This window comes from Paraburkholderia sp. SECH2, assembly GCF_030464795.1.
In the GTDB taxonomy this organism is placed as follows: Bacteria; Pseudomonadota; Gammaproteobacteria; order Burkholderiales; family Burkholderiaceae; genus Paraburkholderia; species Paraburkholderia aspalathi.
This window is the reverse complement of sequence record NZ_JALPRH010000007.1, coordinates 283,106-296,786: the sequence shown is the minus strand read 5'-3', so window position 1 is coordinate 296,786 and position 13,681 is coordinate 283,106. Positions and strand designations below refer to the sequence as shown.

Here is a 13,681-nt window from a genome sequence, read left to right as displayed (position 1 = left end):
GCCGCCCCGCACAGGGGCAACACTAATAGACCACTAACAAAACAAGGAAAGGCACGAAAGCCAGAACAAGACACAAAAACCAGGAACACAGACAAAAAGCGCCGCGAAGGCAAAAACCCTAAAATGCGCTACCCTACCTCTCCCGGCGAAGCCACCATTCAAGAGGCTCAAAAAAATGCCCTCCCCGAAACCCGGCAAAATCCGAATCGGCATAGGCGGCTGGACCTACGCCCCCTGGCGAGGCACCTTCTACCCGTCAGACCTGACACAAAGCCGCGAGCTCCAACACGCGAGCCAAAACCTCACATCGATAGAAATCAACGGCACCTTCTACGGCTTGCAAAAACCTGCAAGCTACGAAAAGTGGTATCAGGAAACCCCCGAAGATTTCGTCTTCTCGCTAAAAGCCCCCCGCTACGCAACAAACCGAAAAGTCCTGGCCGACGCGAACGAAACCATCGAACGTTTCTTCGCCAGCGGCGTGCTACTGCTAAAACAGAAACTAGGCCCGATCAACTGGCAATTCGCTACCACCAAAAAGTTCGACCCCGAAGACTTCGAAGCCTTCCTGAAACTGCTGCCCGCCAGCATCGAAGGGCAAAAACTACGGCACGCCATCGAAGTCCGTAACGACACCTTCAAGACCCCCGAATTCATCGCGCTAGCCAGAAAGTACAAAGTCGCCATCGTGCTGGCAGCCGACAGCGACTACCCGCAAATCGCCGACATCACCGCGCCATTCGTCTACGCCCGCATCATGGGTACAAGCGACAAGGAAGCCAAAGGCTATTCAACCAAGGCCCTCGACGCCTGGGTTGAACGCGCCCGCCAACTCGCCGCGGGCACGACACCGGACGACCTCGAAACATCCGCCGCAGCCCCCGCAAAAACCACGGCGCGCGACGTCTACCTCTACGTCATCAGCGGCTTCAAGGAACGCAATCCGGCCGCCGCCATGGCGCTGATCGAACGCCTCGAATAACGGTCATCCGGCTCACACGCGCGAGTGTCATAATCCCGGCAGCGAATCGACGCATCGACACTCACCCATCGGGCGGTGAGACCACCCCAACATCCAAGGTCCGGGAGACTATTTTGAGCGCCATCGACAATCCTTTGCACGATCAGGAAGTCGGCTCGGCCGACGCCACCCAGGACACCACGCGCATCGACGACGTTCGCATCGGCGCGGTACGTCCGCTGATTTCCCCTGCCCTGCTGCAGGATGAATTGCCTGTGCCGCCGTCGGTGCAGACGCTCGTCGAGAAAACCCGCGCGGAAATCGCCGATGTTCTGCATGGCCGCGACGACCGGCTTGTGCTGATCGTCGGCCCGTGTTCGATTCACGACCACGACCAGGCCATCGAATACGCCCGCAAGCTCAAGGTCGCGGCGCAGACCTACAAGGACGATCTGCTGATCGTCATGCGCGTGTACTTCGAGAAGCCGCGCACAACGGTAGGCTGGAAAGGCTATATCAACGACCCGCGTCTCGATGGCAGCTTCCGCATCAACGAGGGCTTACGTCTCGCACGGCAACTGCTGCTCGACATCAACGGTCTCGGCTTGCCCACGGCCACCGAATTTCTCGACTTGCTCAGCCCGCAATACATCGCGGATCTGGTCGCTTGGGGAGCGATCGGCGCGCGCACGACGGAGAGTCAGAGTCATCGGCAGCTTGCATCGGGGCTGAGCTGCCCGATCGGCTTCAAGAACGGTACGGACGGCGGCGTACAGATCGCCGCGGACGCCATCGTCGCGGCGCACGCAAGCCATGCGTTCATGGGTATGACCAAGATGGGTATGGCCGCGATCTTCGAGACGCGTGGCAATGACGACGCGCACGTGATCTTGCGCGGCGGCAAGAAAGGTCCGAATTACGACAGCGCGTCCGTGGATGCAACCTGCGCAGTGCTCAAATCGGCAGGCCTGCGCGAGCAGGTCATGATCGACTGCTCACATGCGAACTCAGGCAAATCGCATTTGCGTCAACTGGAGGTGGTGCAGGATCTGGCGCAACAACTCTCGCAGCGCGAGCGCCGCATTCTCGGCGTCATGCTCGAAAGTCATCTGGAAGAAGGTCGTCAGGATCTGAAGACCGGTGTGCCGCTGCGTCACGGCGTATCGATTACGGACGCCTGCGTGAGCTGGGCGCAAACCGAACCGGCGCTCGAGACGCTGGCCGAAGCGACCCAGAAACGACGCGCGGGCTGAAACCCGCCGACGCGGCCTGCACGATCTCGCGCTTCCAGTAACCGTCCGATGACCATCACGATGAGCATCAATAAAGGCTGGAACGCGAGCGTGCACGACGCAAATCTGAAGCAAACAACACCACCATAAGCACCACACGCGCCGCACCAATCACCGATAGAACACCCTCACCGGTGTTGGGCAGCGCGTGTTTCCTCACGCCCGATGCATCGGGCACCGCGCACTAAAACAGCGCACGTGGATGCTCCAGCGCGAGGCGCGTTGCATTACGACGCGTTGACGGCTTCCTTGAATGCCTTGCCGGCGGTGAACTTCACCGTCTTGGCTGCGGCGATCTGGATCTCTGCACCGGTCGACGGATTGCGACCCACGCGTGCTGCGCGCGCGCCGGTCGAGAAAGAACCGAAACCGACCAGTTGCACCGTATCACCACCCACCACGGCTTTGGTCACCGCTTCGACGATAGCGTCGATGGTTTGGCCGGTGGCCGCTTTGCTTTCGCCCGTCGCTGCGGCGACTGCATCAATCAGTTCCTGTTTGTTCATAGCACTTCCCGTATGGTAATCATGGAACCGGCGCCACATCTGTTGCGCCGGGACCGACACACTAACGCATAGGCGCGCATTCGCGCAAACCTTGGATGTAAGCCTTGTATCGCCCGCCCAGCGGCAATTTGACGTTTTTTTGTCCCAAAGTGCTATAAGAATCGCGCGCTTACGCATTTCTCCCGCTTTACGGCGCTCCGCGGCGTATCACAATCCGTTGCAATTTCAGTGATTTAGCGGCGGCAAACCGGCTACCACCATGCTTTTTTACGATGTTATGGGGAATCGCAAAAATTGACGATTCAGCACCACGCTACGCCCAGTAATAAAAATCCGGGAAGAATAAAACAATGAAAATTCGCCATATTGCAACATGCGTGGCGCTCGCCGGATGGTCTTGGGGAACCGGAGCAGCCGGCGATACCGCCTGCGTGACGCGGGTCGGCGCGGCACAAATGACTCATCAGCGACTCGCTCGCAGGGTGTATTTACCGCTCATTCAACACGCCTGATTTATTTCCGCTGAGAATTCCCTCAAGGTCTCGCCGACGTTGCCGATATACAAAGCTGCGTGTGCGGCGCAAACGTTACAGGGACGGGCATGGTTCGGTTAGCCAGATTGAGGGAAGCGCTATCGGTCGCGGAAGGCGACCCGGAACTCGTGCGCTCGCAACTTCAGGCATTCGGCCGCCAGATACCGCTGCTTTATTTCATCCTCATCGTCAACACGATGGCCGTGGCCGTCACGCACCTGGGATCGGCGCCGGCGTGGTTGTCCATCTACTTCCCCGGGGCGCTCTGCGCGCTGTGCGTCATCCGTTGCGTGCGCTGGTGGCGTATCCGGCACCGGGTTCTGACGCACGACAAGGCCGTGCCGGAACTGCGCAAACTGATCTGGCTCGCGGGCATCTTCGCCGTCGCCTTCAGCAGCTGGTCACTCTTACTGTTTCCCTACGGCTCAGCCTATGAGCAGGCTCAGGTCGCGTTTTACATGGCAACGACACTGGTCGGCTGCGTGTTCTGCCTGATGCACCTGCGGGCGGCCGCCCTGCTTCTGTTATCAATCGTTATCCTGAGCTTTTCGGCGTACCTGGTCTCCACGCGCTCGCCAGTGTTCATCGCGATGGCCGTCGACATGACCCTGGTCGGCCTCGCACTCGCCTTCATCATCGAGCTGTATTACCGGACCTTTGCCGGCGTGGTGCACGCGCAGCGCGAATTGCAGGTAAGCCAGGAAAAAACGCAAAGACTCAGCGACGACAACTTCAGACTTGCGAGCATCGACAGCCTGACCGATCTGCCCAACCGGCGCAGCTTCTTTGCCTCGCTGCGCGCGCTATCGGAACAGACGCCCGCAGCCGGTGGCGGTTTCAATGTCGGCTTGATCGATCTCGACGGCTTCAAACAGGTTAACGATATCTACGGACATGCAAGTGGCGACCTCGTGCTGCAGGAAGTCGGCGTGCGCTTGCTGGCGCTCGCGGAACCCGGCATCTTCTTCGCGCGCCTGGGCGGCGACGAATTCGGCGTGCTGGCCCAGCACAAACTGCCGAACGAGACGCTCGTCGAGTTGGGAGAGCGCATCTGCGAAACGCTCGGCCAGCCCTATCGGGTCGCCGGCAATGTCGCCGAACTGACCGGAACAATCGGCTGGGCCGCGTTTCCTGAAGCGGGCACGACAGTGCAGCAGGTTTTCGAACGCGCGGACGCCGCCTTGTACGTCGGCAAGGAAAGCCGCCGCGGCACGCCGGTAATCTTTTCGACCGAACATGAGACGCGGATCCGGCGCTCGAGTCTCGTCGCGCAGGAACTCCGCCATGCGGACCTGGAGTCCGAACTATTCCTCGAGTTTCAGCCGATCTACGACGTGCGCACGCAACGTACCATCGGCATGGAAGCGCTCGGGCGCTGGCACAACGCGCGGCTAGGCGCGGTCAGGCCAGAGGAATTCATTCGGATTGCCGAGCGTACCGATCTGATTCTGCGCGTCACCGAAGTGCTGCTGCGCAAAGCCCTTGACGAAGCATCCCGCTGGCCGGCCGATCTCTATCTGTCGTTCAATCTCTCCGCGATCGATATTTCGACTTCGCCGCGCGCTCGCCGCCTGGTCGATATCGTGCTGGCGAGCGGCGTGCCCGCGCATCACGTCAACTTCGAGATCACGGAAACCGCGGTCACGCGCGATTTCGAGCAGGCCCACTGCTCTCTCACGATGATCAAGCAAGCCGGCTGCCGTGTCTCGCTCGACGATTTCGGCACCGGCTATTCGAGCCTCAGCTACGTGCATCGCCTGCCCTTCGATACGATCAAGATCGACCGCAGCTTCATGACCGACGTGGATTCCAATAGTGCGTCGAAGAAGATCGTCAAGTCGGTGCTCGATCTGTGCAGAAACCTCGGACTGGAATGCATCGTGGAAGGACTCGAGACGTCGTCGCAAGCCGACGTCGTCAAGGCGCTGGGCGCTCGCGCGCTGCAGGGCTATCTGTTCGGCAGGCCGATGCGGGCAAGCGCCGTCCCGGCCTACTTGCAGACCATGCTCGGGCAGGGTGACGTCGTCGAGACGTAGAGCCCTCATCCCCTACCTCGTGCGAATCAGCACTTCAGGCGCACCGCACACCTGCATGAAACCGCACGACTAACGCGGCGCAGTGTCGTACTCCAACTCCGGATACCAGTCGCTGCCGCGGCCGCCGGGGGTCATGTCGAGCACCGTCCAGATCGGCATCACATCGGGGGCGCCGCGCGGATCCTGACCCGGGTCCGCCGTCGACGGTCCCATTTCCTCGGCCCAGAAATGCCGCACCGTACCGGCTGAACGCGTGAACACGTTGAAGGCGGGATTGTCGCCGCCATCCGGAACTTCGGCGGCGTAGTCGCGGTTGAAGGTATTGCCGCCCGACGAATACAGCCGCAGGTGCCGCCAGCCGCGCTCTTTCTTGAAGGCCACCAGCTTGTCGATCGGCGAGCGGCCGATCACCGCAAAAGCCACGCGTTGCAAGATGTCGGGCATTTCGCCGTCGTACGCGCTCAGGAGCGAAGTGCACATCGAACAGGGGCGCTCGCGCTGCGGGCCGAACATCCAGTTGTAGGTGACGAGGGTGTCATGCGCGCCGAACATTTCGGATAGCGTCACCGGGCCCGCCTCCCCCTCGAAGAGATAGTCCTGCGGCACGATACCGCCGGGCGGCAGCGCACGGCGCTGCGCGGCCACGCGTTCGATGTGACGGCGTAATTCGATTTCTTCGGCCAGCAGGTCGTTGCGCGCGCTGCGATATTCGGCGCTCTCGCCAGGAAAGCGGGCGGGCGATTCGGCCAGCAGCCGGGCCGGTTTCAACGCTTGTGCAGATGGGTCTACATCATTCATCAGCCACCTCCTGTTGCGGTAACAAGGATTAAGGGCGCGATAGCGGCACGGCATGGCGCGACGCGGCTGCGAGCGCATCTTTTGCCCTTATATAGCCACGACGAACGGCATGCCGGCGAATCGACAACGTCAGCGAAATATTTTGCTGGCCCGTCCGCGGCGGTAATCGAACCCTCATTGCAAGGTATCCTTTCCCAAAACAGCATGCGCGCGCCGGCGTACTTTTGCACCGTCACGATGCCCGCCGCGCCGCCTTTGAGGATGCCCTATGCCGCTTCGTCTGCCTCCTCTGCCCGCGCTTCGTTTTTTCGAAGCGGCCGGCAGGCATCAGAGTTTCAAGCTCGCCGCCGCGGAACTGAGCGTCACGCCGAGCGCGATTAGCCACGGCATCGTCGGCCTCGAACAATCGCTCGGCGTCGAACTGTTCGTGCGCGAGCCGCGCGGAATTTCGCTGACGACGGCGGGCGCGGACTATCTGTCGTACGTATCCGAAGCGTTTTCGCTGATCGCGATCGGCACGCAGCGCCTGCCGAACCACCGCGCGAATCGCCCGATCGCGCTGAGTTGCGCGCCTACGCTTGCCTCGCGTTGGCTGTTGCCGCGCCTCGCCGCCTTTCGCGCACGCTGGCCGGCTGCGAACGTCACCGTCGATACCTCGCACCGTCAGGTCGGCTTTCCCGTCGACGGTTTCGATTTCGCCATTCGCCTGAGCCGCGCTCCGGTCGCGGGGACCGCGTGGACGCGTCTGTTCGGCGAACGCCTGGTGCCAGTGTGCAGCCCGGCGTACGTGGACAATCTGCGCGACGCGCATGGCAACGTCGATCTGCGTCACGCGACGTTCATTCACGTGAACTCGGCGAGCGAGGACTGGCAGGCGTGGCTCGACGGGGTCGCCATCGATGGGACGGCTATCGACGGCATCGACCTGAACGACGGCTTGCGTGTCGACACGATCCAGCTCGCTTTCGAAGCCGCGAGCATGGGCCTCGGCGTCGCGCTCGGCAGACGGCCGCTGGTCGACCGCGATCTCGCAAGCGGCGCACTCGTCGAGGCCAGCCCACAAACGATTGACTCTTCCACGGCGTATTGGCTGGTGAGCGCGCAAAACACGGATAGCGCGGAGAATCGCCCGGAACTGTCCGACTTCAAACGGTGGCTGCTCAGCGAGGCTGAACCGTTCGCCAATCCACCCGCTGCTGCCGATTCGGAATTGCACCGCGCCGACCACTAAACCCTGCCCACCCTCTGTCTGGACAGGTGAGCGGCGCTCACCCGTCGTCAAAATCTTTTCTTTTGCCGCTTCTGACGCTCGCTGCGACCATGGTGTCCAAGGAGATCAGAACCATGTCCACGTCAAATAGCAAACGCCTCGCCATCCCCGTGAGTCAAACGACGCTCGTGATCATCGCCGGCGCGCTGATTCTGAGCGCCGCCATGGGCATCCGGCAGACCTTCGGTCTCTTCATCGGGCCGTTCTCGTTCGACCGCGGGCTGCCCGTTACGCTGATCGCTTTCGCCATCGCGCTGCACAACCTGGTATGGGGTTTCGCGCAACCGTTCGCGGGCGCGGCAGCGGACCGTTATGGCTCGGCGCCGGTGGTCGCGTTCGGCGCGACGACGTTTGCCGCGGGCCTGGGCGTCGCGGCGGTTGCGCCATCGGGTCCGATGCTGATTGTCGGGATGGGTCTGCTGGTCGGCATCGGCGTGAGTTGCACGACGTTCGGCGTGGTGTTGCCGGCAGTCGGCCGCATCGCTTCTCCGGAAAAGCGCAGCATGGCGATGGGTCTCGTCAGCGCAGGCGGCTCGGCGGGACAGGTGCTGATGATCCCGCTCGTGCAGAGTATTCGACTCAGCTCAGGCATCGCCACCTCGCTCTTCGTGCTGGCCTTCCTGATGCTGCTGATCGCGCCGCTCGGCATGGTGCTCGACCGGCGCGCGAGTGTCGGCATGCAGGTTCAGGAGCCGCCCGCTGCGCCGCTTCGCAAGGTATTCGCACAGGCGATCCGGCATCGGGGCTATCGACTCCTGACGCTCGGCTTCTTCACTTGTGGATTTCAGCTCGCGTTCATCGCCACCCATCTGCCTGAGTATCTGACGCTGTGCCATATGCCTGTCGGGCTTGGCGCCACAGCGCTCGCGCTGATCGGCCTGTTCAATATGGCAGGCAGTTGGGGATGCGGATGGCTCGGCGGCCGGTTCCGCCAGCACCATGTACTCGGCTGGCTTTACCTCATTCGAAGCGCGACGATCGGCGCGTTTTTTCTGCTGCCGAAGACCTCCGCTTCGGTCGTGATCTTCGCGGCGGTGATGGGGCTGACCTGGCTCGGGACCGTGCCGCTGACGAGCGGACTCGTAGCGAAAGTATTCGGCACTCGGCACCTCGGCAGCCTCTTCGGCGTCTGCTTTCTGAGCCACCAGATCGGCTCGTTTCTCGGCGCGTGGCTAGGCGGCCTGGTGTTCGATCTGACCGGGTCGTATTCGCTGCTGTGGGAAGCGACGGTCGTTGCAGGACTCGTCGCGGCGATGCTGCACTTCCCGATCGACGACAAGGCCGTCAGCACGCCAGCAATCCGGTCCGAGCCGGCGGCTGCGTGAAGGGTCCGGTGCGAGCGAGCCTGCGAAAGCAGGTATCCGCACGCACCGCGGGTCCGCTACTCGCATCTCCAATGCTATTTTCGCGGCGCGTCCGCCGCCGCTTTCGGCACACGGCCCATCAGATAGAACTCGTCGTTCGGCCGCATTGAAATGACGTTGGCCATCCGGTTCGACAAACCGAAAAATGCTGTGATGGCCGCGATATCCCACACGTCTTCATCCGAAAAGCCATGCTTACGTAGCGTCTGAAAATCGGCATCGTCGACCGTGCCGGATTCGCGGCAGACCTTTAGCGCGAAGTCGAGCATCGCCTTCTGACGCGCCGTGATATCCGCCTTGCGATGGTTGACGGCCACCTGATCCGCAAGCAGCGGCGCCTTCTCATAGATACGCAGAATCGCGCCGTGCGCGACCACGCAATACAGACACTGATTCACAGCGCTCGTCGCGACGACGATCATCTCGCGCTCGCCTTTGCTGAGGCCGCCCTCTTTCAACATCAACGCGTCGTGGTACGCAAAAAAAGCGCGGAATTCATCCGGCCGGTGCGCCAGCGTCAGAAATACGTTCGGGACAAAACCGGCTTTCTCCTGCACTTCGAGGATGCGGGCGCGGATGTCGTCCGGCCACGCGTCAGGCTCAGGCACGGGATAGCGGCTGATCGGCTGAAGGTTTGCCATGTTGTGTCTCCGTTGTATCTGTATGTGCACGACGATTGTAGCGAACTTCGACCCGCTGCCGTCCCGGTCAATCTGGCGTTTTGCTCTGTGCTGGGCGGCGGCAGGGACAGGCCGCACAGGGGCGCCGCAACACGGACAATCGCTCCATTCCCTTAAATTTTTGCGGGTACTCAGCCCGCCCCGCAGCGCCATTTCGTCAACCTGTGCTTAAATCCGAAATGCGTGCTGATGCGTTCGTGCCGCGGGCCAGCTGACCGAGCCATGCAGTCAGCCGCTGACCGGCAGGAACCGGCCACGCATGACGTGTTCACAACGCACGCGGTCCGGGCGCCGACTGTTCAAGATCCCTTCACTGCATCAACAGGAGCGTGGTTGTGTGGCATTTTCCGGTTGCTATTCCACCCTCGCTGGGCGTGTGGGCCGTATTCATGAGCGTCCTCGTCACGCAACTCGGCTTGCCGATTCCCGCAGCGCCGATGCTGATCCTCGGCGGAACCATGGCCGCCATGGGACAAACCTCCTACGCCAGCGTCATTGGGGCCGCCGTCTGCGCCACGCTGCTGGCGGACTCGCTATGGTTCTTCACCGGACGAGCCTACGGCCGCCGCTTGCTGAATCAACTGGTGCGCTTCTCACTCTCGCTCGACACCACCGTCCGCGTCGCACGCAATACCTATGAACGGTACGGCGCGCCGATTCTGACCGTCGCCAAATTCCTGCCGGGGCTCGGACTGATCTCGGCGCCGCTGCTCGGCACCACGCCAATCAACGTCGGCGTGTTTCTGCTGTGGGATTTTGTCGGCGCGATGCTGTGGGCCAGCGTGTGGGTGATCGGCGGCGCCGCGCTTGACGATCAGATCGTGCAACTCGTTCTGCTCGTGCGCCATCACGGTGGAACGATTTTCGACGCGTTCGCGGCGATCTTCCTCGCCGTGCTCGTCTATCGCTACGTGCGCCGCTGGCAGTTTCGCCGCTGGCTCGCGCATATACGCATTTCGCCGGACCAGCTCGACGAAATGATGAGGTCCAATGAGCCGCCACTGATCCTCGACGCCCGGCCGCACAGCATCCGCGCGAAAGAATCGCACCGGATTGCGGGCGCGCAGTTGCTGGACCTCGATTCGCCCGAGCCCCTGCATCCCGACTTGCTGAAGCGGCCAATTGTCGTCTACTGCGTCTGCCCTAACGAGGCGACGGCCAAGCGGATCGTCAATCAGCTGCATCGAAAGAATATCCATCACGTCCGCGCGCTCAAGGGCGGCCTCGACGCGTGGGAAAAACGCGGCTATCCGGTCGAGCCGCTGCCGCCCGACTTCGAGACGGCGATGGCCCATATGGCGGAAGACGAGGGCAACGAGGGCGAATACACCGTGCGGGCACGATTGGCGAAGTGACAGCAGGTGCCTGAACCCCGCCCGCCCGAGCATAACGAGCCGGAAATAAAAACCGCTTGCGCATCCCCTTCAATGTGTGCACTATGCATATATGCACGTTGCACACATTGAGGTATTGCTATGACGCAGCGCACAGAAAACCTGCTTGGCGTGCTCGCCCTGCTGGTCACGGACGAGATGAACGCGCAGCCTACCGTGGCCGCGCTCGCGGGCCCCACTGCCCGCGCCATGCTCAACGCGGTCGGTCAATATCCCGATTCATCCATTGAAGTATTACGCGAGGCGGTCGATCTTTCGCATCCGGCCGCGGTCCGCGCCGTAGCGGGCCTGGTGGAGGCCGGCCTCGTCGAAAAGAAGTCCGGCACGGATAAACGTTCCGTCGCGCTTGCCCTGACCGCTTCCGGCAAGCGTGAAGCCAAACGCCTGCAAACGGCACGCGACCAGATGCTCCAACGCATCGTCGGGCAGCTCGACGAGCGCGAACGCGACGTGCTCGAAAACCTGCTGATCAAGATCCTGTGGAATGAAACCCGCGATCCGGCGCACGCCATGCAACTGTGCCGCCTTTGCGACGACGGCCCCTGCCTGAAAGCCGGCTGCCCGGTCGAATGCCGCGAACAGGGTCTGCCCATGCCTGCGCGGAGCGGCACATGAATACCGTCGCGCCGGTGCGCTGGCCGGCGATCGCCGCACTGACCACGGTCTCGGCGCTCTCGCAGATCGGCCAGTTCGGCATCGGCTTCATGGTGCTGCCGGTGTGGCTCGCGCAGCGTGGCCTCGACGCACCGCGCGCCGGCCTCTTCTCCGCTTCGCAATGGACCGGCATGCTGGCCGGCTTGTTGATCGCGCCGTGGTTGATGGAGCGGATCGGTGCGAAGCGCACGGTATCGCTCGGTCTCGCCGCCACAGTGCTTGCGTTCGCAACGATGAATGCGCTGTGGTGGCCGTTGTGGCTCGTGCCCGGTCTGTTGACAGGGCTCGGCATTGGATTGCGCTGGATCGCCAATGAAACGTGGCTCTATCGGCTCGTGCCGGCTGAGTCGAGCGGACGTGTAGTGGGCGTGCACGAAGCGCTGATTGCCAGCGCCGGTGTCATCGGTCCGGCGTTGGCTGTGTGGTGTGCAGTCGACGGGCGGATTACGTTCGCGGCCGGCGCGGCCTTCACGTTTGCGGCTGCCCTTCCGCTGTGGCTGACTGCGTCGGACGACAGGCCCGCTGCTGTTAAACCAGCACGGCCTGCGCGAACAGGCAGCGCAGCGAAAAGCGCCCCAATCGGCCCAATGGTCAGCCTCGGCATGGTGGTCGTCGCGGCAGGCGGCATCGGCGATGGCGCGCTCTATGGGCTCTTCCCGCTGTTTGCCGACGCTCGCGGCCTCAGCACCACACAAACGGCCACGCTACTCACGCTATTCGGTGTCGGCGGCATGGCGCTGCAATTTCCGGTCGGCTGGTTTGCGGATCGCGCGGGCCTGGCGGCCACGGTGATCGTCTGCGCCGCGCTCAGCACGCTGGCGATCTGCGGTTTCGCGCTCGCCGCGCCCGCCTCATGGCTCGCGGACGCGAGCGCACTGCTGCTCGGCGGCATGAACAGCGCGTACATCACACTCGGCATGGTCGCGGCGGCATGCAGCGATAAGGCATCGCTCACGCGCAACATGCGGCTGGTATCACTCACCTTCACCGCGAGTTCGATCGTGGGGCCGCTCATTGCCGGGTTCGCCATGAAAGCACGCGGCAGCGACATGCTGCTGTGGCAACTGGCGATCATGAGCGGCGCGCTCGTTGTCTACACGCTCGGCTTGCGCGAAGGCCGGCGTCAGCCCGATCGATCGTCGTCGATGGGCTAACGCCTGCACTGCGCCGCTTCAAGACGATTGAACGTGCCTAGCGTTCAGCGACCTTCTTCTGCCGCCAAAGGCACAACAGATCACAGGCGATATGCGCGGCGGCAATCGCCGTGATCTCACTCTGGTCATAAGCGGGCGCCACCTCCACCACATCCGCGCCCACCAGGTTCAACGCACCGAGTCCGCGCACGATGGCCAGCCCCTGCGCCGACGACAAACCGCCCGCCACCGGCGTACCCGTGCCCGGCGCGAACGCCGGATCGAGACAGTCGATATCAAAGGTCAGATATGCGGGCCGCTCGCCGACAATCGACGTAATCCGCTCCACCGCTGCTCGCGTGCCATGTTCGTGGACCCATGCGGCGTCGAGGATATTGATGCCCATGAAGTCGTCGTTCCACGTGCGAATGCCGACCTGCACCGAAGTCTTCGGATCGATCAGACCGTCTTTCACCGCCTTGTAGAACATCGAACCGTGATTCAGGCTGTCCGGGCTGTCGTCGGCCCAGGTATCGCAGTGGGCGTCGAAATGGATCAGTGAGAGCGGCTTGCCGTACTTCTCCGCATGCGCGATCAGCAGCGGATACGTAATGTAGTGATCGCCGCCGAGCGTCAGCATTTTCGCGTCCGAACGCAGAATCGTGCGCGCATGTTCGACGATCGATTCCTTGATCGTCATGGGATTGTGCGCGTCGAACCAGCAGTCGCCGTAGTCCGTCACGGCGAGATCGTCGAACGGATTGAAGCCCCACGGATAGGGATGCAGCTCCGACAATTGCACGCTCGCCGCGCGCACCGCCGCCGGGCCAAGACGTGCGCCTGAACGGAAGGTGGTGGCCAGATCGAGCGGCACGCCGGAGACCACGACGTCGACGCCGTCGAGTTCGCGGGTGTACTTGCGGCGCATGAACGACAACACACCCGCATAGGTGTTTTCGATCGACGAGCCATAAAGCGATGGACGACGGATCGCGCCGTCGCCATAAACGAGTTCAGTCATGGGATGACCTGATACCTAAACATGCCGGAGCCGCACGCG

The 13,681-nt window shown here is 62.4% G+C and carries 12 protein-coding genes; 8 read left to right on the top strand and 4 right to left on the bottom strand.

The annotated features are described in order from the left end of the window. The first annotated feature begins 175 nt into the window (after positions 1 to 175). Entirely contained in the window at positions 176 to 982 is an 807-nt protein-coding gene (locus tag M0D66_RS15685) for a DUF72 domain-containing protein (protein WP_200652198.1), read from the top strand. Positions 983 to 1,095: 113 nt separating this feature from the next. Continuing rightward, positions 1,096 to 2,214, top strand: coding sequence for a 3-deoxy-7-phosphoheptulonate synthase (locus tag M0D66_RS15680; protein ID WP_093645047.1), 1,119 nt, complete (start codon positions 1,096 to 1,098; stop codon positions 2,212 to 2,214). A 266-nt stretch (positions 2,215 to 2,480) separates the two neighbouring features. Here the strand turns inward: M0D66_RS15680 and M0D66_RS15675 are convergent, their stop codons facing one another. Continuing rightward, positions 2,481 to 2,759 (bottom strand): HU family DNA-binding protein, encoded by a 279-nt coding sequence (locus M0D66_RS15675; RefSeq protein ID WP_006049832.1) that lies wholly within the window; start codon positions 2,757 to 2,759, stop codon positions 2,481 to 2,483. Between the two features lie 601 nt (positions 2,760 to 3,360). On the opposite strand from M0D66_RS15675, the gene M0D66_RS15670 reads away from it, so the two are divergent. Further along, the gene (locus tag M0D66_RS15670) at positions 3,361 to 5,328 is read left to right on the top strand and encodes a bifunctional diguanylate cyclase/phosphodiesterase (RefSeq protein WP_211706900.1); all 1,968 of its coding nucleotides are present in this window, start codon (positions 3,361 to 3,363) and stop codon (positions 5,326 to 5,328) included. A 69-nt stretch (positions 5,329 to 5,397) separates the two neighbouring features. Here the strand turns inward: M0D66_RS15670 and M0D66_RS15665 are convergent, their stop codons facing one another. Next, entirely contained in the window at positions 5,398 to 6,126 is a 729-nt protein-coding gene (locus M0D66_RS15665) for a DUF899 family protein (protein ID WP_200621169.1), read from the bottom strand. 268 nt (positions 6,127 to 6,394) lie between these two features. Here M0D66_RS15665 and M0D66_RS15660 point away from each other — a divergent pair, with 268 nt between their 5' ends. After that, positions 6,395 to 7,357, top strand: a complete 963-nt coding sequence (locus M0D66_RS15660) for a LysR substrate-binding domain-containing protein (protein WP_211706901.1) — start codon at positions 6,395 to 6,397, stop codon at positions 7,355 to 7,357. Between the two features lie 113 nt (positions 7,358 to 7,470). Continuing rightward, positions 7,471 to 8,721 (top strand): MFS transporter, encoded by a 1,251-nt coding sequence (locus M0D66_RS15655; protein WP_211706902.1) that lies wholly within the window; start codon positions 7,471 to 7,473, stop codon positions 8,719 to 8,721. A gap of 74 nt (positions 8,722 to 8,795) precedes the next feature. Here the strand turns inward: M0D66_RS15655 and M0D66_RS15650 are convergent, their stop codons facing one another. Continuing rightward, positions 8,796 to 9,401, bottom strand: a complete 606-nt coding sequence (locus M0D66_RS15650) for a peroxidase-related enzyme (protein WP_211706903.1) — start codon at positions 9,399 to 9,401, stop codon at positions 8,796 to 8,798. A 374-nt stretch (positions 9,402 to 9,775) separates the two neighbouring features. Between M0D66_RS15650 and M0D66_RS15645 the strand changes: the two genes are divergently transcribed. The 3 genes from M0D66_RS15645 (at position 9,776) to M0D66_RS15635 (ending at position 12,642) form a co-directional block, all read left to right on the top strand. Continuing rightward, complete coding sequence (locus M0D66_RS15645) at positions 9,776 to 10,795, top strand: VTT domain-containing protein (RefSeq protein WP_211706904.1); 1,020 nt, start codon at positions 9,776 to 9,778, stop codon at positions 10,793 to 10,795. 120 nt (positions 10,796 to 10,915) lie between these two features. Next, a complete protein-coding gene (locus tag M0D66_RS15640; RefSeq protein ID WP_211706905.1) occupies positions 10,916 to 11,449 on the top strand; it encodes a MarR family winged helix-turn-helix transcriptional regulator in 534 nt (177 codons plus the stop codon). Beyond that, complete coding sequence (locus M0D66_RS15635; RefSeq protein WP_211706906.1) at positions 11,446 to 12,642, top strand: MFS transporter; 1,197 nt, start codon at positions 11,446 to 11,448, stop codon at positions 12,640 to 12,642. Before M0D66_RS15640 ends, M0D66_RS15635 begins: the two co-directional genes overlap by 4 nt. 37 nt (positions 12,643 to 12,679) lie before the next feature. Here the strand turns inward: M0D66_RS15635 and speB are convergent, their stop codons facing one another. Continuing rightward, positions 12,680 to 13,642, bottom strand: a complete 963-nt coding sequence (speB, locus tag M0D66_RS15630; protein WP_093645064.1) for an agmatinase — start codon at positions 13,640 to 13,642, stop codon at positions 12,680 to 12,682. Positions 13,643 to 13,681 lie beyond the last annotated feature (39 nt).

Coding starts and splice junctions, on each gene's coding strand:
- M0D66_RS15660 (WP_211706901.1), top strand. CDS start 6,395: ATGCCGCTTCGTCTGCCTCCTCTGCCCGCGCTTCGTTTTTTCGAAGCG.
- M0D66_RS15685 (WP_200652198.1), top strand. CDS start 176: ATGCCCTCCCCGAAACCCGGCAAAATCCGAATCGGCATAGGCGGCTGG.
- M0D66_RS15675 (WP_006049832.1), bottom strand. CDS start 2,759: ATGAACAAACAGGAACTGATTGATGCAGTCGCCGCAGCGACGGGCGAA.
- M0D66_RS15665 (WP_200621169.1), bottom strand. CDS start 6,126: ATGAATGATGTAGACCCATCTGCACAAGCGTTGAAACCGGCCCGGCTG.
- M0D66_RS15655 (WP_211706902.1), top strand. CDS start 7,471: ATGTCCACGTCAAATAGCAAACGCCTCGCCATCCCCGTGAGTCAAACG.
- M0D66_RS15640 (WP_211706905.1), top strand. CDS start 10,916: ATGACGCAGCGCACAGAAAACCTGCTTGGCGTGCTCGCCCTGCTGGTC.
- M0D66_RS15635 (WP_211706906.1), top strand. CDS start 11,446: ATGAATACCGTCGCGCCGGTGCGCTGGCCGGCGATCGCCGCACTGACC.
- M0D66_RS15670 (WP_211706900.1), top strand. CDS start 3,361: ATGGTTCGGTTAGCCAGATTGAGGGAAGCGCTATCGGTCGCGGAAGGC.
- speB (WP_093645064.1), bottom strand. CDS start 13,642: ATGACTGAACTCGTTTATGGCGACGGCGCGATCCGTCGTCCATCGCTT.
- M0D66_RS15650 (WP_211706903.1), bottom strand. CDS start 9,401: ATGGCAAACCTTCAGCCGATCAGCCGCTATCCCGTGCCTGAGCCTGAC.